At 50.1% G+C, this 24,509-nt stretch carries 26 protein-coding genes and 1 tRNA gene; 12 read left to right on the plus strand and 15 right to left on the minus strand.

Annotated features, from left to right (window positions below; translation table 11 throughout):
* The 7 genes from Q320_RS0105760 to Q320_RS0105790 all read left to right on the plus strand — a co-directional run bounded on the left by Q320_RS0105760 (window position 1) and on the right by Q320_RS0105790 (window position 7,461).
* Window positions 1-429, plus strand: coding sequence for a F0F1 ATP synthase subunit epsilon (locus tag Q320_RS0105760; protein WP_027468214.1), 429 nt, complete (start codon window positions 1-3; stop codon window positions 427-429).
* A 185-nt stretch (window positions 430-614) separates the two neighbouring features.
* On the plus strand, window positions 615-1,988 hold the full coding sequence (gene glmU, locus Q320_RS0105765; protein ID WP_027468215.1) for a bifunctional UDP-N-acetylglucosamine diphosphorylase/glucosamine-1-phosphate N-acetyltransferase GlmU: 1,374 nt from the start codon (window positions 615-617) through the stop codon (window positions 1,986-1,988).
* Between the two features lie 144 nt (window positions 1,989-2,132).
* Window positions 2,133-2,744 carry a YecA/YgfB family protein gene (locus Q320_RS20630; RefSeq protein WP_027468216.1) on the plus strand — a complete coding sequence of 204 codons (612 nt, stop codon included), beginning with the start codon at window positions 2,133-2,135 and terminating at the stop codon, window positions 2,742-2,744.
* 285 nt (window positions 2,745-3,029) lie between these two features.
* Complete coding sequence (gene ychF / locus Q320_RS0105775; RefSeq protein WP_027468217.1) at window positions 3,030-4,121, plus strand: redox-regulated ATPase YchF; 1,092 nt, start codon at window positions 3,030-3,032, stop codon at window positions 4,119-4,121.
* Between the two features lie 212 nt (window positions 4,122-4,333).
* Window positions 4,334-4,600 carry an oxidative damage protection protein gene (locus Q320_RS0105780; RefSeq protein ID WP_027468218.1) on the plus strand — a complete coding sequence of 89 codons (267 nt, stop codon included), beginning with the start codon at window positions 4,334-4,336 and terminating at the stop codon, window positions 4,598-4,600.
* Window positions 4,601-4,836: 236 nt separating this feature from the next.
* Window positions 4,837-6,915: a polyphosphate kinase 1 gene (gene ppk1 / locus Q320_RS0105785; protein ID WP_027468219.1), complete on the plus strand. Its 2,079-nt coding sequence runs from the start codon at window positions 4,837-4,839 to the stop codon at window positions 6,913-6,915.
* A gap of 84 nt (window positions 6,916-6,999) precedes the next feature.
* Window positions 7,000-7,461, plus strand: coding sequence for a SixA phosphatase family protein (locus Q320_RS0105790; RefSeq protein WP_027468220.1), 462 nt, complete (start codon window positions 7,000-7,002; stop codon window positions 7,459-7,461).
* A 71-nt stretch (window positions 7,462-7,532) separates the two neighbouring features.
* Here Q320_RS0105790 and Q320_RS0105795 read toward each other — a convergent pair whose 3' ends face one another.
* The 7 genes from Q320_RS0105795 to Q320_RS0105825 form a co-directional block, all read right to left on the minus strand.
* The gene (locus Q320_RS0105795; protein WP_027468221.1) at window positions 7,533-8,732 is read right to left on the minus strand and encodes a heme biosynthesis HemY N-terminal domain-containing protein; all 1,200 of its coding nucleotides are present in this window, start codon (window positions 8,730-8,732) and stop codon (window positions 7,533-7,535) included.
* The gene (locus tag Q320_RS18660) at window positions 8,729-9,772 is read right to left on the minus strand and encodes a uroporphyrinogen-III C-methyltransferase (protein ID WP_051534509.1); all 1,044 of its coding nucleotides are present in this window, start codon (window positions 9,770-9,772) and stop codon (window positions 8,729-8,731) included. Before Q320_RS18660 ends, Q320_RS0105795 begins: the two co-directional genes overlap by 4 nt.
* 36 nt (window positions 9,773-9,808) lie before the next feature.
* Window positions 9,809-10,588, minus strand: a complete 780-nt coding sequence (locus Q320_RS18665; RefSeq protein WP_051534510.1) for a uroporphyrinogen-III synthase — start codon at window positions 10,586-10,588, stop codon at window positions 9,809-9,811.
* Window positions 10,585-11,520 carry a hydroxymethylbilane synthase gene (gene hemC / locus Q320_RS0105810; RefSeq protein ID WP_035852667.1) on the minus strand — a complete coding sequence of 312 codons (936 nt, stop codon included), beginning with the start codon at window positions 11,518-11,520 and terminating at the stop codon, window positions 10,585-10,587. Before hemC ends, Q320_RS18665 begins: the two co-directional genes overlap by 4 nt.
* 99 nt (window positions 11,521-11,619) lie before the next feature.
* Window positions 11,620-13,533, minus strand: a complete 1,914-nt coding sequence (locus Q320_RS0105815) for a type IV pilus assembly protein FimV (protein WP_027468223.1) — start codon at window positions 13,531-13,533, stop codon at window positions 11,620-11,622.
* A 238-nt stretch (window positions 13,534-13,771) separates the two neighbouring features.
* On the minus strand, window positions 13,772-14,827 hold the full coding sequence (gene dinB / locus Q320_RS0105820) for a DNA polymerase IV (RefSeq protein WP_027468224.1): 1,056 nt from the start codon (window positions 14,825-14,827) through the stop codon (window positions 13,772-13,774).
* 227 nt (window positions 14,828-15,054) lie between these two features.
* Window positions 15,055-15,300: a hypothetical protein gene (locus Q320_RS0105825; RefSeq protein WP_027468225.1), complete on the minus strand. Its 246-nt coding sequence runs from the start codon at window positions 15,298-15,300 to the stop codon at window positions 15,055-15,057.
* Window positions 15,301-15,735: 435 nt separating this feature from the next.
* Here Q320_RS0105825 and Q320_RS0105830 point away from each other — a divergent pair, with 435 nt between their 5' ends.
* The 3 genes from Q320_RS0105830 to Q320_RS0105840 all read left to right on the plus strand — a co-directional run bounded on the left by Q320_RS0105830 (window position 15,736) and on the right by Q320_RS0105840 (window position 18,285).
* Complete coding sequence (locus tag Q320_RS0105830) at window positions 15,736-16,338, plus strand: arylesterase (RefSeq protein WP_035852684.1); 603 nt, start codon at window positions 15,736-15,738, stop codon at window positions 16,336-16,338.
* A gap of 175 nt (window positions 16,339-16,513) precedes the next feature.
* Window positions 16,514-18,004 (plus strand): glycoside hydrolase family 13 protein, encoded by a 1,491-nt coding sequence (locus Q320_RS0105835; protein ID WP_027468227.1) that lies wholly within the window; start codon window positions 16,514-16,516, stop codon window positions 18,002-18,004.
* A 196-nt stretch (window positions 18,005-18,200) separates the two neighbouring features.
* Window positions 18,201-18,285, plus strand: a tRNA-Leu gene (locus tag Q320_RS0105840).
* Window positions 18,286-18,355: 70 nt separating this feature from the next.
* On the opposite strand, the gene Q320_RS0105845 is transcribed toward Q320_RS0105840, so the two are convergent.
* Window positions 18,356-18,775: a VOC family protein gene (locus Q320_RS0105845; protein WP_027468228.1), complete on the minus strand. Its 420-nt coding sequence runs from the start codon at window positions 18,773-18,775 to the stop codon at window positions 18,356-18,358.
* A 207-nt stretch (window positions 18,776-18,982) separates the two neighbouring features.
* On the opposite strand from Q320_RS0105845, the gene Q320_RS0105850 reads away from it, so the two are divergent.
* The gene (locus tag Q320_RS0105850) at window positions 18,983-19,489 is read left to right on the plus strand and encodes a DUF6622 family protein (protein ID WP_035852692.1); all 507 of its coding nucleotides are present in this window, start codon (window positions 18,983-18,985) and stop codon (window positions 19,487-19,489) included.
* A gap of 98 nt (window positions 19,490-19,587) precedes the next feature.
* On the opposite strand, the gene Q320_RS0105855 is transcribed toward Q320_RS0105850, so the two are convergent.
* From Q320_RS0105855 to Q320_RS0105885, 7 genes are all read right to left on the minus strand, one after another.
* A complete protein-coding gene (locus tag Q320_RS0105855; protein ID WP_027468230.1) occupies window positions 19,588-20,175 on the minus strand; it encodes a GNAT family N-acetyltransferase in 588 nt (195 codons plus the stop codon).
* 277 nt (window positions 20,176-20,452) lie between these two features.
* Window positions 20,453-21,178 carry a substrate-binding periplasmic protein gene (locus Q320_RS0105860; RefSeq protein WP_027468231.1) on the minus strand — a complete coding sequence of 242 codons (726 nt, stop codon included), beginning with the start codon at window positions 21,176-21,178 and terminating at the stop codon, window positions 20,453-20,455.
* 197 nt (window positions 21,179-21,375) lie between these two features.
* The gene (locus tag Q320_RS0105865) at window positions 21,376-21,717 is read right to left on the minus strand and encodes a translation initiation factor Sui1 (RefSeq protein ID WP_027468232.1); all 342 of its coding nucleotides are present in this window, start codon (window positions 21,715-21,717) and stop codon (window positions 21,376-21,378) included.
* Entirely contained in the window at window positions 21,710-22,246 is a 537-nt protein-coding gene (gene def / locus Q320_RS0105870; protein ID WP_027468233.1) for a peptide deformylase, read from the minus strand. The genes Q320_RS0105865 and def overlap by 8 nt, the downstream gene beginning before the upstream one ends.
* Window positions 22,247-22,307: 61 nt before the next feature.
* The gene (locus Q320_RS0105875) at window positions 22,308-22,736 is read right to left on the minus strand and encodes a protease inhibitor I42 family protein (RefSeq protein ID WP_027468234.1); all 429 of its coding nucleotides are present in this window, start codon (window positions 22,734-22,736) and stop codon (window positions 22,308-22,310) included.
* Between the two features lie 391 nt (window positions 22,737-23,127).
* Window positions 23,128-23,481, minus strand: a complete 354-nt coding sequence (locus Q320_RS0105880; protein WP_027468235.1) for a YkgJ family cysteine cluster protein — start codon at window positions 23,479-23,481, stop codon at window positions 23,128-23,130.
* Window positions 23,482-23,570: 89 nt separating this feature from the next.
* Window positions 23,571-23,993, minus strand: a complete 423-nt coding sequence (locus tag Q320_RS0105885; protein ID WP_027468236.1) for an SMI1/KNR4 family protein — start codon at window positions 23,991-23,993, stop codon at window positions 23,571-23,573.
* Window positions 23,994-24,095: 102 nt separating this feature from the next.
* Here Q320_RS0105885 and Q320_RS0105890 point away from each other — a divergent pair, with 102 nt between their 5' ends.
* On the plus strand, window positions 24,096-24,440 hold the full coding sequence (locus Q320_RS0105890) for a hypothetical protein (RefSeq protein WP_027468237.1): 345 nt from the start codon (window positions 24,096-24,098) through the stop codon (window positions 24,438-24,440).
* Window positions 24,441-24,509: the final 69 nt, after the last annotated feature.

Genomic DNA, 24,509 nt, shown 5'->3' on the forward strand with positions numbered 1-24,509 from the left:
ATGGCCATGACCATGCGTGTGGACGTAGTTAGCGCTGAAGAACTGATCTACTCAGGTACTGCCGAGTTTATTACGGCACCTGCCGACAAGGGCGAGATCGGTGTTTATCCGCGTCATGCACCGCTGCTAACCCGCATTCGCCCGGGCGCGATCCGTATCAAGATCGCGAATTCGAACGAAGATGATGTCATCCTGTTTGTATCGGGTGGCTTACTCGAAGTTCAGCCGGATGGGGTAACGGTATTGGCCGACACTGCGATTCGTGGTACGGACATTGACGAAGCGAAGGCGTTGGAAGCAAAACGCCGCGCAGAAGAATCATTGAAAAATTATTCTACGTCGATGGACTTTGCTATGGCGCAGGCCGAATTGATGGATGCTGTAGCGAAACTCGCTGTGGTATCGAAATTGAAACGGAACGGCCACTAATTATTGCGGTGATCTTGCAAGATTGAGCGATAGAAAACTAAAAAAGGCAGCTTAGGCTGCCTTTTTCTTTGCCTATTATTCCTGCTTAATGACAGATTATTTGCAATAAAGTGATGTCATGCTGTCCGTGAATTACGTTGAAGTTTAGAATAGCGCCAAACAATATATTTCATGGGATAGTCAAAATGAGTTCTGTATTAAACGTGGTGATTTTAGCGGCGGGTCAAGGCAAGCGCATGTATTCGAGCTTGCCGAAAGTACTGCATCGTTTAGCGGGTAAACCGCTGGTTCAGCATGTTATTGATACGGCACGTCAATTGCAGCCACAGAAAATGGTTATTGTGTATGGTCATGGCGGTGAGCAAGTTCAGCAAGAATTAGCCGCGCAAACCGACCTGACTTGGGCGCATCAAGCTCAGCAACTCGGTACGGGGCATGCGCTGGCACAGGCCATCCCACAATGCGTGGGTGGCATTACCCTGATGCTGTATGGTGATGTGCCATTAACTCGCCTTGCCACGATTCAAGCTTTGCTGGCTGCGAGTAGTGACGGCAAGTTGGGTATTTTGACTGATATTTTGGACGATGCTACGGGCTATGGCCGCATCGTTAGGAATGCGGCTGGTGAAGTCACATCCATCGTTGAGCAAAAAGATTGCACGCGTGAGCAAGCGCAAATTGGCGAAATGAATACCGGTATTTTGGCGCTGCCAACGGCGCGTGTGGCGGGTTGGTTGTCGGAACTAAAAAATGACAACGCGCAGGGCGAATATTACGCCACTGATTTGATCGCGCTGGCGGTGCGTGATGGCGTGGAGATTGCCACCGTGCAGCCTCAAGATCATTGGGAAGCGGAAGGCATTAATAATAAATTGCAGTTGGCGGGCTTGGAGCGAATTCACCAAGCTGAAATCGCCAAAGCTTTGCTCACCGCAGGTGTCGGTTTAGCCGATCCCGCAAGGATTGATGTCCGTGGTACGCTTAAGCACGGTCAAGATGTGTTGATCGACGTGAACTGCGTGTTTGAAGGTGACGTGGTGCTCGGTAAGGGCGTGACAATTGGTGCCAATTGCGTGTTGAAAAATGTGACGATTGCTGATGGTGCAGTCATTCATCCATTCTGCCATTTGGAAGACGCCATCGTTGGTGCAGGTAGTTTGATTGGCCCATACGCGCGCTTGCGCCCAGGGGCGGAGTTGGCCGAGCAAGTTCATGTGGGCAATTTTGTAGAAGTTAAAAAATCCATCGTCGGTGTTGGCTCGAAAGTGAATCACTTAAGCTATATCGGTGATACGAAAATCGGCGCAGGCGTGAATGTCGGCGCGGGTACAATTACTTGCAATTATGATGGCGTGAATAAATTCATTACGGTGATTGAAGATGACGTGCGAATTGGCAGTAATAATTGCCTCGTTGCGCCAGTTACCATCGGCGCAGGTGCGACGACCGGTGCAGGCTCGGTCATTACCCAAGATGCACCCGCCGGCGAACTCACTATCGCGCGCGCTAAGCAATTGACATTAACAGGCTGGGCGCGTCCCAGCAAGATTACAAAATAATTGATGGGTATTTTGATGTGGCCATTTATTGGTAAAGGCTACAAATAAATACCCATGGTAATCAGTTTTCGATAACAGACCGTTGAATGCGATGTATCGTCGCTTTCAGCGGTCTGTTTAAGTGTTTTATATCTGGAGTACGCTATGTCCCTATTACTTGACCAACCCTTAACTGATGAAGAAATGGATCAGCTGGATCAATTTTTATACTCAGATGCGGTCGGTAAAGACGCAATGTCTTTGTCGATGCTACACGGTTATCTGACCGCCATTTTGATTGGCCCAGCGTCCGTGATGCCAAGTCAATGGTTGGGTCAAATTTGGGATCGACCTGAAGCGGTGATTTTTGCGCTACCAGAAGGCGATGCAATTATTAATTTGGTGATGCGTTTATACAATCAAATCGCCGACGAACTGGCGCAAGATCCGCCGGTTTACGAGCCATTGCTGTATTGGGAAGATGAGTCGATGCAAAATTCTAGCATCGAAGAATGGAGCTTGGGTTTCTGCTTTGGCGCGGGTTTGGCTGAAGACGAATGGCAGCCGCTGATTGATGAAGAAGAAGGCCAGTTTATGTTTATGGCGATCATGAGCGGTTCGGACGATGAAATGCGCGAAGATATGGTTAAGGAAGGCATTGATCTCGTGCGTCACGATAATGAAGTCGCTGAGCAAATCCCCGAAATGGTCATCGAAATTCGCGATTTCTTCCGTGAAAACACCGAAACATCGCGTAGCAAACATCAATTGCATTAAATGGCGAAATTTGTAGGTTGGGTTAGCAGTTTTATCGCGTAACCCAACATGCTTTTCTGTGTGAGCATGTTGGGTTACGTTGGTTTGTCAGCCAAAATCGGCCAACAAATCAGCTAACCCAATCTACGCCTAGGCCACTTAATTTTTGTTTTTTCCGCTTTTTTCGTGTCTTTCGTAGACAAACGGTTTTGAATTTTGCCTGATGCGCGCCCACGGGCGCTTGCATCGGTTAAAATTGACGGTTTAGTATTTATTGGGCGGCATTCGTCCTGCAAGGAATGATTCATGAGTCTCAAGTGCGGTATTGTTGGCTTGCCCAACGTCGGTAAATCCACGCTGTTTAATGCGCTGACCAATTCAGGTATCGAAGCAGCCAACTATCCTTTCTGCACCATTGAGCCTAACGTCGGCATCGTTGAAGTGCCAGATCATCGCTTGGCTGAACTGGCCAAAATCGTGAATCCGCAAAAAATTCAATCAGCGATTGTTGAGTTTGTTGATATCGCGGGCTTGGTTGCTGGTGCAAGTAAAGGCGAAGGCTTGGGCAACCAATTCTTGGCCAATATCCGCGAAACTGATGCGATTGTGAATGTGGTGCGTTGTTTTGAAAACGACAACATCATTCACGTTGCGGGTCGTGTTGATCCCATCGATGACATCATCGTCATCGGCACTGAATTGGCTTTGGCCGATATGAGTACCGTTGAAAAAGCGATCCAACGCGATGGTAAAAAAGCCCGCTCTGGCGATAAAGACGCACTCGCAACCGTTGCCGTGCTGGAAAAACTCCTACCGCATCTGAACGAAGGCCTGCCAGCGCGTTCGCTCAAATTGACTGATGAAGAAAAAGCCGCGATCAAACCGTTGTGCTTACTGACGATCAAGCCTGCGATGTACGTGGCGAACGTTGCAGAAGATGGTTTTGATAACAATCCATTGCTCGACAAAGTGAAGGCTCACGCCGCACTTGAAGGCGCTCCCGTTGTTGCGGTTTGCGCTTCGATTGAAAGTGAAATTGCCGAACTCGACGAAGCCGATAAAGTGGAGTTTTTGGAATCACTCGGCCAAGCCGAACCTGGTCTGAATCGTTTGATTCGTGCGGGTTACGAGTTGCTCGGTTTGCAAACTTATTTCACTGCTGGCGTGAAAGAAGTTCGCGCGTGGACGATTCATAAAGGCGATACCGCACCACAAGCTGCTGGCGTGATCCATACCGATTTCGAGCGCGGCTTTATTCGTGCGCAAACGATTGCGTTTGAAGATTTCATCGCCTACAAGGGTGAGCAAGGCGCAAAAGAAGCCGGCAAGATGCGTGCTGAGGGTAAGGAATACGTCGTTAAAGATGGCGATGTATTGAATTTCTTATTTAACGTCTAAGTCGATTGTGATGGCAAAGTTCGCTGAGTAATGCGCAGAATTTAAATTTAATAGTGTAGGTATATTGCTGTAGTGCTTTTATTGTATTGGCTACATTAATATACCTAGCTAATTTGCTTGCGCACTTATATGACATTAGCACTGAAATCGGTTTGTGCTACAACTGCCAGTCATTAAATTGAAACATTATTGTCATATTATTGGAGAATACAATGAGTCGCACCGTGCAATGTGTGAAATTGGGCCGCGAAGCGGAAGGCTTGGACTTTGCGCCTTTGCCGGGTGAGCTGGGTAAAAAGATTTATAACCAAGTTTCCAAAGAAGCTTGGGCTGCGTGGGTTAAACACCAAACCATGTTGATCAATGAAAATCGTTTGAGCTTGGCTGATCCAAGCGCACGTAAATACTTGCAACAACAACTAGAGAATTATTTCTTTGGTTCGGGCGCTGATGCAATTCAAGGCTACGTCCCGCAGTAAACGTAATGTCATCAAACAGGCCGCATAATGCGGCCTGTTGTGTCTGTAAGTAGTAAACAAAAGTTTTGCTTTGCTGTACTCGATATGAGGCCTGCGGTTTGTCCGTTTTGCCATACGAGGTGGCCTTAGGCTAAAACTTTTGCACGAGTACTTAACATCGTTGAATGAGGTTTGTTTTTGGCCGCCGAAAATAAACCTCATTTCACTTTCATCGATCGCCACTAAAGAGCGCTGCTATGACGTATAAACCTGCCGATAATCAACTCTTACTCAATCGTGAATTGGGTTTGCTCGAATTTAACCGCCGGGTTTTGGCTCAGGCCGAAGACGTTCGTAATCCTTTGCTCGAACGCTTGAAGTTTTTATGTATTGTGTCGAGCAATTTGGATGAGTTTTTTGAAGTGCGAATGGCGTGGTTGAAAGAAAACATGCGCCACAATCCATCACGGCTTTTGCCCGAAGGGATGACGCCGCATCAAGCCTTCGATTTGGTGACCAAAGAAGCGCATGATTTGGTCGAAAAACAGTATCGTATTTTGCGCGAAAATGTATTTCCAGCAATGGAAACCGAAGGGATTTATTTCTTCCGCCGCAGCTTGTGGACTGATGCGCAGCGCGAATGGGTACGAGACTTTTTCTTCCGTGAATTGATGCCAATTTTGACGCCAATTGGGCTTGATCCTTCGCATCCCTTCCCGCGTTTATCCAACAAAATCCTGAATTTTATTGTCGAGCTAGAAGGCCGCGATGCATTTGGCCGCAATTCTGGCATTGCGATTGTGCAAGCGCCACGGATTTTGCCGCGTTTTGTCAAAATGCCGGATGAAATCGCCGGTACGCAGCATGGCTTCGTGTTCTTGTCGTCGATTTTGCATGCGCATATTGATGAGCTGTTTGCCGGTATGCACGTGCTCGGTTGCTATCAATTCCGTGTGACGCGCGATTCAGACGTATCGGTCGATGATGAAGACATCAAAGATTTACGCGCTGCGATTGAGGGGGAACTATCGCAACGCCCGTACGGCGATGCGGTGCGTTTAGAGTTGGCCGATAACTGCCCACGTCATTTACAAGATTTCTTATCCGAGCAATTTGGTTTGACGCCGGATGATATTTATCGCGTGAATGGACCGGTGAATATGGTGCGCTTGATGCAAGTGCCCGATCAAGTTGATCGCCCAGATTTAAAGTTCTTGCCGTTTATGCCAGGCGTTCCGCCGGAGCTACGCAAGCAAGCGGATTATTTTGCCGCCATTCGCCAAACTGATATTTTGCTACACCATCCATATCAAAGCTTTACGCCCGTGGTGGATTTGCTGCAACAAGCCGCGCGCGATCCGCAAGTCGTCGCGCTGAAAATGACGATTTATCGCACAGGCGCCGAGTCGGTGTTGATGGATGCGCTGCAAGAAGCGGCGGTGCGTGGTAAAGAAGTGACTGTCGTTGTTGAGTTAATGGCGCGTTTTGATGAAGAAGCCAATATCAACTGGGCGGCTAAGCTGGAGCGCGCTGGCGCGCATGTGGTATATGGCGTGTATGGTTATAAAACGCACGCCAAAATGCTGCTGATTGTGCGTCGTGAAGAAGGTAAATTAAAGCGCTATGCACACGTTGGCACGGGTAATTACCATCCGCGCACTGCGAAGCTCTATACCGATTTTGGCTTACTCACGGCCAATAGCGAAATCACCAGCGACGTGAATGATGTGTTTATGCAGTTGACCGGCTTGGGTTTGGCTGGCGATCATCATCAATTGTGGCAAGCGCCGTTTACGCTGCATAGCAAGTTTATCGAAGCAATTGAACAAGAAATTGTCCACGCCAAAGCGGGTAAAAAAGCGGTGATTATCGCCAAAATGAACTCGCTGCTTGAGCCGTCGATTATCGACAAGCTGTATGAAGCATCGAGCGCTGGCGTAACGATTCATTTGATTGTGCGCGGTGTGTGCGCGCTGCGTCCTGGCTTGCCAGGCGTATCGGAAAACATCCGCGTGCGTTCGATTATTGGCCGCTTCCTTGAGCATCATCGCGTGTTTTACTTCCTGAATGATGGCGCAGAAAATGTTTATCTTTCGAGCGCCGATTGGATGGGGCGTAATTTATTCCGCCGCATTGAAATCGCCTTCCCAGTGCTGAATCCAAAAGTGAAGCGCCGTGTGATTCGTGAGAGCTTGCGGCCGTTCTTGGTGGATAACACCCAAGCTTGGGAAATGTTGTCGGATGGCCGTTATCGTCGCAAAGTGGCGCGCGGTGCGAAGATTCGTTCGGCACAAGCCCAGTTACTGGCCGATTTGGCCGCAGGCGAGCGCTCGTAATGGATTGGATCTTATATCGCGGTATGTTGGATGTGCTCAAATGGATTTGATTTCAGATTGCGGCATGCTGAGGGAAGTGCGCTGATGGATTTAATTTTATGGCGGCATGCTGAGGCGTTCGATGGCGAAGATGATCTTGCCCGCCCACTGACACCGAAAGGCATCAAGCAGGCGAAGAAAGTCGCAGCTTGGCTGCGTGAGCAGCTGAAAGACGTTGCGGAGTATCGCTTGATTGCCAGCGAAGCCGTGCGTAGCCAAATGACAGCACAGCAGCTGCGCGAGACGTTTGAAATCGACGCAAAAATCAATCCAAATTGCCATAATGCCGCCTATTTAGAAGTGTCGCATTGGCCGCGTGATATTGGTAAATTCGTTGTTGTGGTTGGTCATCAACCCAATATTGGTGAAGTGGCGGCGCTGTTATTGACGGGTAAAGAGCTGGATTGGAATACGCGCAAAGGCGGCATTTGGTGGATACAGCGCCGTGTGATTGATGGCCGCGTGAAGTATGTGCTAAAAGCCGCGCTCAGCCCTGATTTGCTGTAATTGGCTGAATGCTTGGATATGAAAAAAGGTGGCTTAGGCCACCTTTTTTATTGGACTTGTTAAATCCGCACTTACTTCAAAGCAATCGCCAAACTAGCGCGATAATGGAAATTAGATTCTTCGCTGCGCTCAAGTCGATCGAGTAAAGCCGCCAGTTCCGCGTGAGCAATTGCTGTTGCTTTGATCGCGATACTGGCTTCAAAGTAGGTCTGCGCTTTGCCCCACAATTCGCGTTGGCGGCAGAGTCGGCCTAAAGTCAGCAATAAACGATGATCGTTGGGATGCAATTTCAGCCATTTTTCGGCTTGCTGCAATTGGCTGGTCAATTCATCGCCACTCATATTGAGCTGACCGTATTGTTCGACCAATTCACTATTCCATTCGGCATCAATCGCGGCAGCCAAAATATCGCGCGCCAAGATGACTTCACCTTGTTCTTGATATTGTGTGGCGATGCTGGCGGCCAGTTGTGGATTGAGTCGCTCGGTTTCAGGCAGTTTGCGGCACCAATCTTTGAGTTCGCGCGGCGTCATTGGGTGCTGGCGCAGTTGCTGCTGATAAGCGGCGATACGGATGTGGGCGGCTTGTTCAGCATCCATTGCATCAGCGCGCGTGAGTTGCTCTAAGAGTTTGAGTACGGCTTCAGGATTGCGTTCACGTTGGCGCAAGCGCAGCTCGATTTTCATCGCAGCAGTGAGTTTGGGTGTGATTTCACGCGCGGCAGTAATTGCCAAACTAGCTTCGTTGTAACGGCGTTCATCTAAATACAGCTCCGCCATCGACATCAAGGTCGCTAAATGCCTTTGTCCAAGGCGCGCTTGCAACTGGTCGAAATAGCTATTGCGCTTGTCATAATCACGCATTGCATGCGCGGCGCGTGCGCCTAGCATTCCGTTGGCGGCAAAGGCATCATCGGCATGGCTGGCAGAGCTTGCTTTGAAGGCCTCACTGGCGAGTCGTTCGGCGCGCTGATAGCGACCTTCGTAAAACGCAATGCGTGCTTCGCGCTCTAATTGTACAGACGCGCGTTCTTGTTGCCGCGCGCGATAGAGTTTCACGCGCTGTGGCAAGCCGCTGAGCTCAGCAAACATGCGCAAACCCAAATACAGCGCAATGACGCTGGCGAGCAGCAGCACGACGAAAATATTCAGCGAAATTTCTACGCGCCATGGCGGCAAGAAAATCAAAGCATAGCCAGTATTAAATTCGGCAAATAGCGTTAAACCGACGGCGAGGGAGAACAGGCCAATAAACCAAATTAAAAATTTCACGGGTTTGCCCTCTCAGCCGTGGTGCGGGCGCTGCGAACGGCGGTGAGGCTGGCGCTCAGATCGGGTAATGCAATCGCCAATGGCTGCGCTTCAAGCTGGCGTAGCATTTTGATTGCGTTGTCCGTCGCAGGTACGCGGGCATCAAAGAATTGCTGTAGGTAGCGCTCAGTGGCGGCAATATCGGCACGGAAGGCCGCTTCATTACGCATTAGCAAGGCCGAGCGCGCATTGAGCAGGCGTAGCTTGATGTTTTCGCGCAGGAAGAAACCTTGTTCTGGCGACAGCAGGATTAAATCAGGTTGATCGGTACGACGGATTTGGATCAGCTGCTTAAATCCATGCCAGATTTCGGCAGAAAATTGCTGCAGCAGATTGCGGTTGGTATCTGCTTTGAGTGGGGCAATCACTGGGTTGTGCCCTGCATCGACGATCAATGGCAGTTTATCGATGGTATCGATCAGGCTATTGAGTTTGGCGGTAATGCCAATGACGTCCAAATAAGGCGTACTTTTTAGCGTATTGATATCTTTGGTCAGCGCTTGCCGCACGCTAATCAGCTCTGGGCGATTAAGGCGCGCCAATTGCAGATCGATATTATTCAGCGCCGTTAACGCGCTGTTGATGTCGCCAGCAATTTGCAACTGTTGGCTGGCAAAAGACAACATTTGCTCGATTTCAGCCAAACTATGCAAGGCTTCGCCGCGAGTGAGCGTGTCGTACATATTATTCAGTGATTCTTGACGCGCCAGCGCTTCGACTTGCTTGTCTTCTTGCACCGCCAAGCGCGCCATTAATTGTTGCTGTACTTGGCTTTGTGCGAGGCTTTGCTGGCGCAATTCTTGTTGCAATTTATTATTGCTCGCCAGCTCGCGGCTTAAATCCAGTTTGAGCGTTTCCATTGCATTTTGCTGATAGAGCCAAGTGCCACCACTGGCCAGCAAGGCGACCAAGGCCAAGATCAGCGCGGGTTGCGGCAGGCTGCGACGTGGTGGAGTACTTAGCGCGGCGGAAAAAGTATTGGATGTATTTTCTTGCGTCATCGGGCTCTACTCTTTTGGAGATTGCTTTTCTGGAGATTATTCATTTGAAGAAAAATCCGGTGAAAAATACCGGCAAATCGAACGGGTAATGCCATCATCGCCTGCAGCTGTTTGTACTATATTGCGAACCCCATTTGCGCGTAAAGCTTCCGCAATTTGCGGGTGCGGCACAAAATATAATGCACATTGTAGCTTGAGGCGCGTCTCGCCTCCAGCCCAGTTAAATAAGTGTTGTGCGGCTTCTGAACTCGAAATGACAATGCCATCGCAGCCGAGCTGAAGTTGCCGTTCGATTTCTGCGGAATCCAGTTGTGGTGCACTGCGTTGATAGGCGGTGACGAGGGTGACTTCTGCACCTGCGGCGGTCAAGCCAGCTGGCAAAATATCGCGCCCGCCATTGCCACGGAATAGCACGATTTTTTTGCCGGTTTGCGGCCCCAACTTTTTCAATTGTTCGAGTAAACCTTCACCATCAAATTGCTGTGGCGGAACGATAATGCGCTGCACGCCCAGTTCAGCCGCCCGTTGCGCACTACCGGGGCCAACCACGGCAACGGCTAAATCGGCTGGCCACGGTGCATTCAGTGCAGCAAACACCGCGTTGAGTGCCGATGGACTAATAAATACCGCCAAATCAAATTGAGTGAGCTGAGCGAGGGCGGCGTTAAGCTGGCTTGAATCTGCGGCAGCGCTAATATTAAGTAGCGGAAGGGTATATGTATCTATCCCTTCTTTATTAAGGCATTCAGTTAAATACCCAGCCTGATCCTTCGGCCGCGTCACCCAAATCCGCTTCGCTATCGGTGCTAAATTCATACGGCGAGTTGTTTCAGAATCTCGCGTGCGCCTTCGGTACAGAGTAAATCGGCGACGATACGACCCAAACCATCGGCAGCGGCATGCGAGCCATTGGATTCGGCAACGACGCGGTGGCTGCCATCGGGCATTGCGACAAGGCCGCGCAAGCGCAAAAAGCCTTCTTCATCGGTGGCGTAGGCGGCGAGTGGAATTTGGCAAGAGCCATTTAAACGACGCGATAGCGCGCGCTCGGCAGTAACGCAAGCGGCAGTCACCGCGTGATTAAATGGCGCAAGTAGTTCGATTAAATCCGCCCGATCGGCGCGGATTTCAATGCCGACAGCGCCTTGGCCGGGCGCAGGCAAACTAATTTCAGGTGACAATTCGCACGTAATTCGTTCAGATAAACCCAAGCGTTTTAAACCGGCAGCGGCAAGAATAATCGCGTCAAATTCGCCATCGTCGAGTTTCTTTAAGCGGGTGCCGACATTGCCGCGCAAAGGTTTGATGACTAAATGTGGGTAGAGCGCACGGATTTGGCTTTCGCGGCGCAGGCTGGCGGTGCCAACAATCGCACCTTCCGGCAATTCATCAGGATGTTTAAAACGGTTCGATACAAAGGCATCGCGCGGATCTTCGCGTTCGCCAATTGCAGCCAAGGCAAAGCCTTCTGGTAAGACCATCGGTACGTCTTTCATTGAATGTACTGCTAAATCGGCGCGGCCTTCCGTCATGGCTTGTTCGAGCTCTTTGACGAATAAGCCTTTGCCGCCGATTTTGTTGAGCGTGACATCAAGGATTTTGTCGCCTTGCGTCGTGATGCCCAACAATTCAACGACAAGCTGAGGGTAAGTTTTTTCTAGCCACGATTTCACAAAATGAGCTTGCCAAAGCGCCAATGGGCTTTCGCGGGTGGCGATCACCACTTTAGAGGGCAGGGTTAGGCTCATTAGAAAAATCCTTCAGCAAATCAAAAACCGAAGTTTAACATGGGTGCCGCCGCGATGAGTTGCATGTCGCGGCGGGTTTAAGGCAAACCTGAAGGCTGATTAAGACTTACGATCTTCTGGCTTGTTGGGTGTGGGTTTTTCTAATTCAAAATCCGTGGAGATATCCAGCGGCGGAATGAAGTCCACATCGAATACCGGCAGGCTTTCATGCTGTGTTTCTAGCGGCTGACTATCTTGGATTAAATCGCCCGTGGTATTGGGCAAATGCAGGTCTAATAAAATATCGCTCATCGGGGCGCTTTGTACCGGCGGCGTATAGGGCACATAAGGTGGCTGTTCCTCAATCTCTAAAAACGCGTGCATCATGCTGGCCGGCGTTGGTTCGGGATGAATATCCAGCTCAACATGGGGTGAGGCTGGGCGAGCGGTGGCGCTCTCAACGACATCGGATAAGGGATTTTCAGTGCGGCGATACAAATGATTTTCTGGATCGAGCTTGGCACCGATATTCCGCACTAGCTCCCAGTCTGCTTCGTCTTTGACTATCGTACGCAGATTTTTTGCTAAGTTAGCGTACTCGGTTTTCATCCCTTGCTGGCGGAAAACACGGAATAACATTAACCAACGTTCGATATCCTCAGGTTCTTCGTCGATGCTCTTGTAGAGCAAATCAATCGCTTCAGCGACATCGCCTTGGGCCAACATCACTTGGATTTGCGCCAAGTCATTACTGCCATAGTCGCTCACTTCGATGCCTGCGCCCGGGGGATGCATCATCGACATCTGAGTCGCATGCTCACTGTATTTGTGTTTAGTAAAAGGATTAAGCTGGCCGAGTAAAGTGGGCGCACCGGCGATGGACTCGCTGCCGTAATCATCGGCCGCTTGGCGACGACGCCATGCCATTATGCCGGCGATGGCGGCCAAGAATAGAACACCGATGCCGATGAACCAGGTTTTATGTTGAGAAAAAGGCTGCGATTCGATTGGCGGACTGCTGGCTTGCGGGGTTGCAGGAGCAATTGCGGCGACTGTCGCAACAGAAGCGCCTGCGCTGGCGATACTGGGCTGGCTCGTCATCACTGCGGCGACTGAGCTTGCGTGGGTCGCATTAAGCGCATTGATCTGCTTGAGTTGGGTGTTAAGTTGTTCGACTTCAAGCTGCATTTTGAGTTGCAGCTCTTCGAGCATTTTTACTTTTTGTTCTAATTCTTTGGCGTACTGCGCTGATGAAACCGGCGCGGTATTGTGCTGCGCTGTGGGCGCTGCTGCATCAAGGCGCAATTGCCCGCTTTCGCTAATGGCGGCTGCTGCGGGTTTTTTCTTGCTGGAGCGCAATCGCTCCGGAATGACAACGGTAGTGCCAATACTTAATTCGGCAGTGGGATCTAGCTCAGGGTTGGTATTACTGAGCTTTTGCAAATAGCGCGGGTATTGCGGTGTATTTGCGGGGTAATAACGTTTGGCTAGCTCTTGCAAGCTAATTGGTTTTTTAACGATGAACTGCTCAGTTTCTTTTAGTGGCGCAAACGTAAAATCACGCGGTTTTTTTTCAACTTCGCGTGCCGTAGAGCGTGTTAACGCTTCGCGCTCATTATTAACCGGCGCAATATTTAAAAATGCCGTGAAATCTCGTGTGAATTGCTGGTTGCCGCAGGCGACTTTGAGGCTAAATCCCACGGTCGGCTCGCCGACAGCCGAGCGTGATTCGACAATAATAAATCCTGCTTGTTCGCTATTGGGGCGAAGCCGAATGGTGGCCACGCCCATGCTAGGTAATTCATTATTGGCAGGTAAAAGCTCAATACATTGTTCGTTTAACGATTCGCCCGCGTTGAGGCGGTAGGGTACTAGACCTTGAAAATGCTGGCCGACATAAGATTGCAATTGCAATTCGCCGAGTGTAATGCTGTGCGCGATTGGCGTGCTCAGGCTGAGTGCCGTGAGGGCGAAAAGCAGTGTGGTGCGACGATATTTGAAATGCGACATTGATAATTTGAGCCATGAATTCATTGTTTTATTCATTGTCAGGCCTTATTGTATTCAATTCAACAAAAAGCGTACCACTGTAATATTTAGACAATCTTAGTCGTGATATTCAAAATATTAGTAAATATAAATACACTGTTGGATAAATGATTTAATTTAAAGGCACTTAATTTCCTGCGATGAATCACCAATTGTTTTCTGCCTGAAATTAGTGTTGCAGCATTTAAGGGATCGCAAACATTAAAAGAGCACCTTTGGCGGTTTACCATAGGCAAAGCTGTTCCGGCTTGATGGCGGATTCATGAAAGCGTACGCCCAGTCCCAGTAAGCGGACTGCTTGTGCGCTGCGTTTGAGGCCTTGCTCTAGCAAATGCGTATAAATTGCTAGGTTGGGCGCAGTACACAGGCATTCCACCGTCGTTTGTGTGAAGTCGGCGAATTTGATTTTGATAAAGGCTTTATGCGCGCGTTCATTTTGAACGCGTTGCATGCGGCGGTGCCAATCGTCAAACAGTTCGGGCAGCGCGTTCTGACAATCCGTACTTGATGTTAAATCATGCGCGTAGGTATTTTCGACGGAGAGAGATTTTCGGCGCTCGGCGCTGGCGACAGGGCGATGATCGATGCCTTGTGCTTGTTCAAATAATTGCGTGCCGAGCCGACCGAATTCGGCGATTAGCTTTTCGAGCGGCCAAGCATGAATATCCGCACAGCTATGTATGCCGCGCTGAGCCAATCGTTTCGCTGTTACCTTGCCAATACCCCATAGTTTGCGCGTTGGCAATTCGGGCATGAAATCAGCAATGTCTTGCGGCCGAATGACAAACTGCCCATTCGGTTTGCGCCAATCGCTGGCGATTTTAGCGAGCAATTTATTTGGCGCAATGCCGGCGCTGGCGGTAATGCCGATGTCGCGCTCAATCCGCGCGCGAATTTCTTGTGCCATTCGCGAAGCGCTACCTTCGCAATGCGGCTGGCCGCTCACATCCAGATACGCTTCATCCAGCGACAGTGGTTCGATCAAATCGGCGTAATCAGCAAAAATCGCGCGCATCGCCATCGATGCCGCTTTGTAGCGCGCAAAATCGGGCGGTACGATGATGAGATCGCGGCACAATTGCTGGGCGCGAAAAGTCGACATCGCCGAGCGAATACCTAATTTGCGTGCTGGATAATTGCACGTTGCAATCACGCCGCGCCGATCTGCTGCGCCACCGACTGCCAAAGGCAGCTCGCGCCATTCGGGACGGTCGCGCATTTCAACGGCGGCATAAAAACAATCGCAGTCGATATGGATGATTTTTCGCTGAATAAGCACGCGGATCTGGCCGAGCAAATAAATGTTATTGTACGTTCGTTCTATTTGAAAGTCAGGGTTTTCTGCGCATATCGTATCTGAACGGTGAGGCTGTTTTGGATTTTGTTTAGGTATTGCTTAGGGGGCTTTAATCAATAAGGGCTGGCGCTAAATACATCTAATATTGATTCGAAGATTGAATTCACCCTCGCTGTGACACGAGGGTGATGAGGCTGAGACGAGGGTATTTAGCGGCAATAGCTGGCCATAGAATAACCGCGCTGTTCGGGATATTTTCGCCCTCCCGGTGCGCACGTTTTGAGTACGATATCACCGGTATCGCAGCGTCGTGACATCGTGACGCGCTGGCCGATGGTGAGTTTTTTACGTTTATTGTTGTAGGCGTTAAGGATGGAATCGTAAGTGCCGGTGGCAACGGCGCGTTCAGTGCCGTGGATGGAAATAAGCTTCAGAATGTAATTGTGCTCGGTCATGAGGACTCCAATTTACAGCTTATTGAAGCGCATTTGCGTCGCAATTCACAGCGACATTCGCGCTTAAGAGGACTAGGTTCTGTTAATGTTTGTTTTACGATCGCGCTGGTGCGTTTTTCGCGGGGAATCAAGGCGTTTCGTGCGATGCATAGCCCGCTATGCAAGTACGGAACAACATAGAGTCGCTGCGAAAACCGCCCAGCCCTTCGGGTTTGGCTGTTTTTGGCCTGACCCTGCGTTACAAAACGCTGGCATAGAGTGACTATGCTACGCGTCTTGTGCCTTGCTTCAGGCCAAAATCAGCTCAAACGCGATTCGCAAAACAAACGTTAACAGAACCTAGTATCCGATTATATTTTTACGGTTTTGTTGCAGTTAAGTAAAACTTGCAGGCTGTTGTTTTTCGGTCTTGTACCGATTATTTCGAGGTGATTGATGCGCTTTATTTGCGGGCTTTTGGTTTTGTTGATGTTGTCTGCATGTGGCCGTAGCCAATTGCAGCCGTTGCCTAAAGAAGCCGTTATTTTGGCATTTGGCGATAGCTTGACTCACGGCACGGGGGCGGCGGCAGGTGAGGATTATCCGGCGCAATTGAGCCGAATAATCGGTCATCCGGTTGTGAATGCGGGCGTTCCGGGTGAAACATCAGCGCAAGGCCGAGCGCGCTTGGTGGCGACGTTGGATGAAACTCAGCCCAAGCTGGTGCTGCTCGGCCTGGGTGGTAATGATTTTTTGCAACGCTTGCCGCAGGAAGAAACCGAAGCCAATTTGACGGCAATGTTGGTGGAATTAAAAAATCGAAAAATTCCGGTGATCTTGCTCGCAGTGCCTAAAATCAGTTTGCCGCCGCAGCCGCATCCGGTGTTTGCTGAGGTCGCGCAGCAGGCGGACGTGCCGCTGCTGGAGGATGAATGGACAGATATTTTGCGTAAAGGCAGTTTGAAATCTGATCCGGTGCATCCGAATGCCGCAGGCTATGCGCAATTTGCGCAGACAATGGCCGACTTTCTAAAAGCACACGGCGCGATTCGTGATTGAAAGCAAAACCTAAAACTTGAGTCCACGAAAAGCACGAAAAGCACGAAAAGCACGAAAAAATACCAAGCGAAATTAGCGATAATTTGATCCAGATTTTTTGCTGTTTTCGTGTGTTTTCGTGCCTTTCGTGGACAAAATGTTGTTGACCTTCTTTACCCAACTCTGTGAGCCAGCTATGACCGTTACGCCGCTTGATGATTTAACTCGCCAACGTGCCAGCCAGATTATTTATCAAATTTTCCCCGAGCGCTTTGCGATTGGTGGTGGCTTAAATAGTGCAGAAAAACTTGCCAGCGCCGCTTATGAGGTGCCGGAGGCGGCGAAATGTGATTGGGATGCAACGACGCTGAATCAGCCTTGGGGCAAGCAATTTTTTGGCGGTGATTTGGACGGCATTAGCGATAAAATCGTGTATTTAACTGATCTTGGCGTTACTGGTGTGTATTTAACGCCAGTGTTTAGTGCACCGAGTAATCATAAATACGATGCGACGGATTTTTTCACCATTGATGCAATGTTTGGCGGCGAAGCGGCGTTGCTGCGCTTAATCGAAACGCTGCATCAAAATGAGATGAGTTTGACGCTCGACGCAGTACTCAATCACGTTTCCGAATTTCACCCGTGGTTTTTGGCGGCACTTGCGGGCGACGCAGAAAAACGCGATTGGTTTACGTTTCGGGACGATGGCAGCTATTTGTGCTGGCAAGATTATGGCTTGATGCCGGAGCTGAATTTGTCCAATCCAGCGGTACGCGATGTACTGTACGCCAAGCCAAAAAGTTTGGTGCAGCATTGGCTAGCTAGGGGTATCAACAGCTGGCGCTTTGATGTCGCGCAGGACGTCGGTATACCCATCGCACAAGAAATGGCGCAGATTATTGGCGAAGCTTATCCACAGGCAGGATTACTCGGTGAGTTGAACGGTTTTTCGGGAAGCTGGTTTCAGGCCGGTGGCGGTTTTAGCGGCATGATGAATTACTGGTATCGCACGGCAATTCTGGCGTGGTTGGCCGGTGAAATCGATGCGGTGCAAATGAATGCGGCGATCCGCGACGCGCGCGCAGCGTATGGGCTGAAAGGCTTGCTGTGCTCGTGGAATATGCTGTCTAGCCACGATACGCCACGGCTGATTACTACGGTGGGCAATGTCGCGGATGCGCAGTTGGCGTTGGCGATGCAATTCACGCTGCCGGGGATTCCGCTCTTGTATTACGGCGAAGAAATTGGCATGGAAGGCGGTGCCGATCCTGATTGCCGCCGCCCTATGCGTTGGAATGAAGCCGAGTGGAATCACGGCCAACGGGCGTGGGTGAAGCAATTGATTTCAATTCGGCAGAATAATACGGCACTACAGTATGGCGATGTAACTGTTTTTGGTGATAGGCTGGCGGGCAATACCCTGATTTATCTGCGCGCCACCGAAGTGCCCGGCGAAGCTGCTTTGGTGATCGTGAATTTGAGCGATGCACTACTGAGCGCCAAATTGCTGATCCCGTATTCACACTGGTACGACGGCGTGCCGTTGCGCGATGCTCTCGGCGCTGCGCCGGATACCAAGCTGCAAGCGGGCAGCGTACAGCTGGAAATCGCGGCGCGCTCGGTGGCGATTTATGAGGCGTTCGAGCCGTATCAAAACTACACCTTCTTTAAACCGCGCAATCGTTGAAGGTCAAAGATCACGAAAGACACGAAAAAAAGACGAAATAAAATTGGTGATGTGTTTCAAAATTTTTTCGTTGATATAAGCAACGCCGCTTTAGATTCTGTTCGTGTATTTCGTGACCCCAATATTTTTTGCTGAAAACGCTTGCCAAGCCTAATGAATTCAGGAATAATCCGCCTCCTACACAGAACACACTCATGCCCGGGTGGCGGAATTGGTAGACGCAGCGGACTCAAAATCCGCCGCCGAAAGGTGTGCCGGTTCGAGTCCGGCCCCGGGCACCAAGATTAAAAAAAGCCGATCAGCAATGATCGGCTTTTTTGCGTCTGGTCGCTGCGTTCAAGCGGCGTGGAATTAAACAATTAAGTTGTCATCCTCATCAAACACCCAGCCATCTTCGTATAAAACTTCAAATAAATGCCCATTCGGGTCGCGAAAATAACCCGCGATGCCCCAAGCATTGCGCGTCGCGGGTTTCACAATGGTCGCGCCAAGCGTGGCGGCTTTGTCGAGGATACGCGGCACATCGGCGGGATCGCGCGCAATATAGGCCAGCGCAAAGCCAGAAAAACCGCCATCTTGGCTGATGGGCAATTGCACGTCTTGTGCAAAAGCCGTGCGTGATTGAATGCCAAGCACAACGCCGCCCAAATCAAATTTCACAAATTGCGCATGGCTCGATGCAGCTTTTGGCCAGCCGAGTGCTTCGTAAAAAGCCATCGATTGGGCGAGATCGTCGACGCCGAGCAGAATTAAATTAAGGCGTTGGCGCATGGTGTGGGCTTGAGTGAATGTGGAGATGGCGATTGTTTCTGCTGAACGTTAGCATGTCAATTTTCTGACAACAAATCAGCATGACATTGACAGCTCATTCGCTGCTATGGCATTTCAATCCTGAGAAATGCCGCTTTATCGCAGCGTCATTTTGCGGCAGCCAAAGCCGCTTATGCTTGAGCCTCATTTTTAAGGGGCTTGCGCATCATGGATCAAATTCTGCGTCATACACCGCTGTGGGTTTGGGGAGTTTTGTTGTTATTGCTGGTGCTGGGTTGGCGTGCACGGCAAGATAGGGAGTTGTCGCTTAATCAAACGCTGATCTTGCCTTTGGTGATTTTGGTGCTGACGACAAAAAGCCTGCTTGGTCATTTTAGCCAGCCTACAGTTTGGCTGGTTTGGGGTGTCGGGCTGGCACTGGCGCTACTGGGGATGGCACTGCTTGGGGTATCGGAACGGATGCGATTTAATCCGCAGCAGAAAACGCTGTACATCGCCGGTAGTTGGCTGCCGATGGCGCTGATGCTGGGGGTTTTTATCAGTAAATATTGCTTTGAAGTAGCGCTGGCGGTGAATCCACAGTGGGCGACGCAAATGAGCTTTGCCTTCCTCATCGCGCTGACTTATGGCGTTTTTAATGGCCTGATGTTTCGAAACCTATTACAGGTGTTTTTGCAGCGCCGCTCTGCGCAGTTGGCCGTGCAATCATGCTAAGCGATAGCGTTTGCAAGATAAGTTGTAGGTTGATTTGAAATAATACCAAACAACAAGCCGATCTTTGTCATCGGCTTTTTGTTTGGAAGAGTCGTTTTTTATTCTGCGAATGCTGCAGCTTGAGCGTTTGCTTTTGATTGACTTGTTGGTTCTGGAATCAATGAATAAACCGCCGCAGTATGCGCGACGCCATTCAGAATTAAGCGATTTCGCGCCAAACATTCAAATTGCGCACCGGACTTTTTGGCGGCTGCATTGCTGGCGGTGTTGCTGTCGATGGCCACAATTTCAATCCGCAATAAATCCAACTCTTGAAAACCAAATTGGCTGATCATTTGAATCGCTTGTGTGGCAATCCCTTGGCGCTGCCGAGATTCACGTACCCAATAGCCAAGGTTGGCCGAGCTGCGGTTGTGGCGGATGATTTCATTCAAACCGACACCACCGATGAGTTCGCGACCATCGGCAGAGAAGATTCCTAGGCTATATGCGGAGCCTGTGGTACGTGTTTGCTCGCAATGCGCAAACCAGCCTAGTGCATCCTGCTCTGAAAATTCAGCGTGACACCATGGCAACCAGCGGCCAAGCGACATCATCGATTCATGGACTGCGGCGACAAAATCCGCAGCATCGCTAGCAATAAAAGGGCGGATTATTAGATTGGCTTGTTGTAAGAGGATGGACATGGGGGGTTTGTGCATGGGTAAAAAAATATCTTAACCGTTGCGCTTACTACTTGGCTAATTGAACTCGTAATCTACTGCTTTTGATGGCAAAGATGCCCAGAAAGCTTGGGCTGTAGTCGCCTGCAACGTCAGCGACTCAAATCAAACTTCACAAATCGCGCGTGGCTAGAGGCGGCTTTTTACCTGCCGAGCGCATCATAAAACATCGTCGATAGGGCTGCATAATTGAGATGCTGGCGTAATGAGTGTGGCTGTTGTGGCTGAAATTGTGAGCGGTTTACTCCGGCGGCGCGCTGCTGAGTAATAATTCTTTTTCAGCTTTGGCGCGCAATTTGATCAACTCGCCGGAGGCGGCCATTTTTTTGATAATGGCGCTGAGGATGGGTGCTAAGTCACGATGGTTTTGGTGCAGGTAGTGATGCAGTGGCTCGCGACTAAGTTCGACTTTTTCAATTTCTTTGAGGCCCAATTTGTCGATATAAAAATCAGTCGAGCTGTCGTTATTCACAATCACGTCAAAGCGATTGGCCTCCAGCATTTTGACGAGCGATTTGGATGAATGAGTGGCGCTGGCTTTGGGAAAGTGCTTCACCATGTCGGAAGGCGATTTCAACCCTTTAACATAGCCGATGCTGTAATTCTTCAAATCACTCTTACTTTTGATATTGGCGCGCAGGCTTTTTTTGTAATACGCGGAAATGGAAAGGGCATCAATCGCGGGGTCGATTCGAATCAGATTGGGGTGTTGCTCGCCATAGCTGTCCACGCGAGCGACCTCGCCGTCGATATGGCCCATATCCGCTTCCGCGCTACTGCGGAGCCCGGGCAGCGTCACCAAGATCATCGGTATTCCAGCCTGCCGATAGACTTCAGTCAGAATGCTTGCATCAATCACGCTGGGCGGGCTGGCGGTGAGTACGGCGAGCTTAATGGGCTCGCGTGCGTGCGCATTCAGGCTAGCCAATGTCAGTATGAGGCCGATGTATTTGATGAGGGATTTCATGCGGGCAATGCTGCTATTTACATTAGCGAGGAAGCGGGTTGGCAAAATTATTGTCCTCGCAGATGTATTGAATGCTTGAAGTATATGTCGTACAAATTGAACATCAAATGTTTGTTCGCCAGCCTCTCTGCGTGTCGTATTAGGCGGCATTGCGTAGTGAAATGTTGTGTTGTTCTTCGTGATGGCTTGCTACGAGATTAGCCACCACCGCGTTTCACCTTAAATCCCCGCTTCGCCAATTCGGCCATCACCACATCGCGATGTTCGCCTTGAATTTCGATTTGGCCGTCTTTCACCGTGCCGCCGGTGCCGCACAGGGTTTTGAGCTGTTTGCCGAGCGTAGTGAGCGCGGCAGCGTCGAGAATCAATCCCGTCACCACAATCACCGCTTTGCCTTTGCGCAGCTCGCGCCCAACTCGGGCGATGCCGTCGCCTGTCGGTAGCGTGGCTTTGCAGATGCAGGCCGCTTGGGGCTGGCGACATTCAGGGCACATGGTGCCGTGTTCGGTGGAGTAAATTAAGCCGCTGTTCTTACTCATCTTGTGCTGCTTCTAGCTTTGGAAACAGCACATCGGTATAGCCAAATTGCGTCATATCGGTGATGCGTTGCGGGTAGAGCACGCCAAACAGATGGTCGCATTCATGTTGCACGACGCGGGCGTGGAAATCGCTGACGGTGCGGTCGATGGCATTGCCAAATTGATCGAAGCCTTGATAGCGTATCTGGGTATAGCGCGGAACAACGCCACGCAAGCCGGGTATCGACAAACACCCCTCCCAGCCTGATTCTATTTCCTCATCTAATGCGGTAATCACCGGATTGATGAGAATGGTTTGCGGCACGGCATCAGCATCGGGATAGCGCTCGTTCTGTTGAAAACCAAACACCACCACTTGCAAGCTCACGCCAATCTGCGGCGCGGCAATGCCAACGCCTTGGGTGGCGATCATCGTATCGAATAAATCGACAATCAGCGCGTGTAGCTCGGGCGTATCAAATTCGGTCACCGTCTGCGCCGTCGCCAGCAGCAGCGGCTCACCCATTTTAAGTACAGGACGAATAGCCATGATGGATGCCGTAGGTCATTAAAACGTCGATTTTACCCGATGTTGTACGCTGAGCGCGGAACTAAAACCACGGTTTGACGGCGCTGGCAGGTGCAGAAGTCGCTGGGCTGGTGCTGCGGATGACGATTTTGTATTCGCGGATTTCGGCAGGCGCAACGCTGGCGTCTTCCCACGGGCGGCGGTAGAAAAATTGCAAAGTGGTTTCGCCAGCTTGCCCAGCCGCCAAGCGCCACGTGGTTTCGCCGCCTGCGCCGACGGTATTTTTCTTGCTTGGCGTATGTTTCCAATTGCCAAGCAGTTTCACTACGTCATCGTCCGGCGGCGTAAATTGCCACATATAACCGGTGCTGGGATTGGCGGGCAGTTTGACGATCAATCTTTCTTTGGGTTTTACAACAATGGTTTGCTGATTATTGGCATCGTTCAGCACTTGTTCGGCCTGCGCCAGTGAGGGCAGCAGTGCGAACAAGGTGAGGAGGATTTTTTTCATGGCTAGCTCAGTCGAATGAATCGAAAAGCAGCATGCTGAGTGCTCGGCGATTTGGCTAGGGAATTATTACCTACTCATGATGGTTTTAAGTGCCTGCGGCACGGTGTTTTGGTGTCGCAATCCGCGACGGGGACTTCTTTCTTTGCGTCGCCAAAGAAAGAAGCAAAGAAAGGCGACCCGGGCGCACATCGGTCCCCGATGCCCTCGATCAGTCGTGAGCCAAACGATAAGGCTGTTTGTCTCTCTCCTTCACTCGGTGTGCTTAGACGGGTTTTTTAAGCCCCAGCTCCACGAGCGCGGCATAGCATCAACATCAAACATGAACATTACCTTTGATGTTGATGTATTTAATTGAAGGCTTTATCTATTCTTACTTGCATTGATATACCCATCAAACCAACACTTGCCGCGTACTCGCCATATAGTGATGAATCTGCTGTTCTACTGCCGGATTAATCATCAAATCAGGGCGGCGGCCGTGGGGGCAGGGGAGTGTGGGCGTCGTACCAAAAAGACGGCAAATCAGCGGCCGCTCTAAATACACCGTACAGCCTTTCTCGGCCAAATGCGGGCAACTCAATTCCGCCAGAGCAGCCTCGTGTTCCGCTGCCGTCTTACGCGGCAAGCGCGACATTTCTTCCGGCGATGTCGTCACCGGCCCACAGCAATCATGACAGCCGGGAATACACTCAAAACTTGGAATGCGCTGGCGTAAAAAACGGATCGTTTGGCTGTGCGGGGTCATGGTGAATGGCCGAGTGAGGTTTGAGGCGTAGTCTACGCTGAGAAGTGCGAGAGCGTGTTATATGCGTAGACTTGGAAGGCATTGCTGATTTAATTACAGTAGAGCAGTTCGGAGGGGTCGTTGGCGTATAAATCGAAAAACTCGGTCAAGCTGGAGGCAATTAACTTGGGTTCCTCGCCATTAATAAAATGATCAATATAGACCGCGCAGCTTGAGGCTGAAATCGGTTTGAGCCGGTAGCACCAACACGATACACAGTAGTCAGCAAACAGAATTCCTTTGCTGGACGGCTGTGGATTTTCTTCTTGAATCTCTGCGAGCGACCACAATCGCCAATATTCATTATCCATCGCAGCCATTCCACCGAGGGTGGTGTACAGGTCGATGACATCCTGCGTTGCATTCATGCCGAGCGCGCTAAACACTTGTCGAACAGTCTCTTCTTGCTCTGCAAGCAGTAAAATCACATTCTCTGAGCGCCAGCGTTCTAGCATGGTGTTTAAGTTGTGCATTGGTGGCGCTCCTAATTCGTGTTTGGTTTGTACTAAATAATAGATTATTGCTTTGTTCAGCCTATCCACCGTCGCAGGTACATTAATTCAAACTAGGAATCTATGACAAATAAATTGTTACTTAATCTTTTCCCTCAACTCGTTGAAGAGCTCCAAATGGAGTTAATTGCTTCTGGAGAACTCGATTTAGCTAATCAATTTCCTATTCTTAAAGTCCTTGTATGTAACTACGATGAGGAATGTATGGCTGGCTATATCCGTGTAGAGCCGGTTGATAATTTAAATGTCGTGGAGAAAAACATCATGGGCGCACATCATTCTCGAACACTTGCGGTGCAACATCAGTGCGATATCTATCTAGACGTAGATAATTTCGACCGAATAACAGGGATAGAAATCTTGGATGGTTCTGCATATGCTCAAGCTCTTTTAGGTCTTTGTGACTAGTTTTCTGGCTTTCCGCCCATCCGCTCAAGCCGTTCTACGATGACGCGGCATCGCCACCACCCCGAATGT

Source organism: Deefgea rivuli DSM 18356 (genome assembly GCF_000620145.1).
Taxonomy (GTDB): Bacteria; Pseudomonadota; Gammaproteobacteria; order Burkholderiales; family Chitinibacteraceae; genus Deefgea; species Deefgea rivuli.

Coding starts and splice junctions, on each gene's coding strand:
- glmU (WP_027468215.1), top strand. CDS start 615: ATGAGTTCTGTATTAAACGTGGTGATTTTAGCGGCGGGTCAAGGCAAG.
- Q320_RS0105790 (WP_027468220.1), top strand. CDS start 7,000: ATGGATTTAATTTTATGGCGGCATGCTGAGGCGTTCGATGGCGAAGAT.
- Q320_RS0105845 (WP_027468228.1), bottom strand. CDS start 18,775: ATGCGCCAACGCCTTAATTTAATTCTGCTCGGCGTCGACGATCTCGCC.
- Q320_RS0105880 (WP_027468235.1), bottom strand. CDS start 23,481: ATGACCCCGCACAGCCAAACGATCCGTTTTTTACGCCAGCGCATTCCA.
- hemC (WP_035852667.1), bottom strand. CDS start 11,520: ATGAGCCTAACCCTGCCCTCTAAAGTGGTGATCGCCACCCGCGAAAGC.
- Q320_RS0105875 (WP_027468234.1), bottom strand. CDS start 22,736: ATGAAAAAAATCCTCCTCACCTTGTTCGCACTGCTGCCCTCACTGGCG.
- Q320_RS0105890 (WP_027468237.1), top strand. CDS start 24,096: ATGACAAATAAATTGTTACTTAATCTTTTCCCTCAACTCGTTGAAGAG.
- ppk1 (WP_027468219.1), top strand. CDS start 4,837: ATGACGTATAAACCTGCCGATAATCAACTCTTACTCAATCGTGAATTG.
- Q320_RS0105865 (WP_027468232.1), bottom strand. CDS start 21,717: ATGAGTAAGAACAGCGGCTTAATTTACTCCACCGAACACGGCACCATG.
- def (WP_027468233.1), bottom strand. CDS start 22,246: ATGGCTATTCGTCCTGTACTTAAAATGGGTGAGCCGCTGCTGCTGGCG.
- Q320_RS0105780 (WP_027468218.1), top strand. CDS start 4,334: ATGAGTCGCACCGTGCAATGTGTGAAATTGGGCCGCGAAGCGGAAGGC.
- Q320_RS0105860 (WP_027468231.1), bottom strand. CDS start 21,178: ATGAAATCCCTCATCAAATACATCGGCCTCATACTGACATTGGCTAGC.
- Q320_RS0105825 (WP_027468225.1), bottom strand. CDS start 15,300: ATGACCGAGCACAATTACATTCTGAAGCTTATTTCCATCCACGGCACT.
- Q320_RS0105835 (WP_027468227.1), top strand. CDS start 16,514: ATGACCGTTACGCCGCTTGATGATTTAACTCGCCAACGTGCCAGCCAG.
- Q320_RS0105815 (WP_027468223.1), bottom strand. CDS start 13,533: ATGAATTCATGGCTCAAATTATCAATGTCGCATTTCAAATATCGTCGC.
- Q320_RS18665 (WP_051534510.1), bottom strand. CDS start 10,588: ATGAATTTAGCACCGATAGCGAAGCGGATTTGGGTGACGCGGCCGAAG.
- Q320_RS0105760 (WP_027468214.1), top strand. CDS start 1: ATGGCCATGACCATGCGTGTGGACGTAGTTAGCGCTGAAGAACTGATC.
- ychF (WP_027468217.1), top strand. CDS start 3,030: ATGAGTCTCAAGTGCGGTATTGTTGGCTTGCCCAACGTCGGTAAATCC.
- Q320_RS18660 (WP_051534509.1), bottom strand. CDS start 9,772: ATGACGCAAGAAAATACATCCAATACTTTTTCCGCCGCGCTAAGTACT.
- Q320_RS20630 (WP_027468216.1), top strand. CDS start 2,133: ATGTCCCTATTACTTGACCAACCCTTAACTGATGAAGAAATGGATCAG.
- Q320_RS0105885 (WP_027468236.1), bottom strand. CDS start 23,993: ATGCACAACTTAAACACCATGCTAGAACGCTGGCGCTCAGAGAATGTG.
- Q320_RS0105830 (WP_035852684.1), top strand. CDS start 15,736: ATGCGCTTTATTTGCGGGCTTTTGGTTTTGTTGATGTTGTCTGCATGT.
- Q320_RS0105855 (WP_027468230.1), bottom strand. CDS start 20,175: ATGTCCATCCTCTTACAACAAGCCAATCTAATAATCCGCCCTTTTATT.
- Q320_RS0105850 (WP_035852692.1), top strand. CDS start 18,983: ATGGATCAAATTCTGCGTCATACACCGCTGTGGGTTTGGGGAGTTTTG.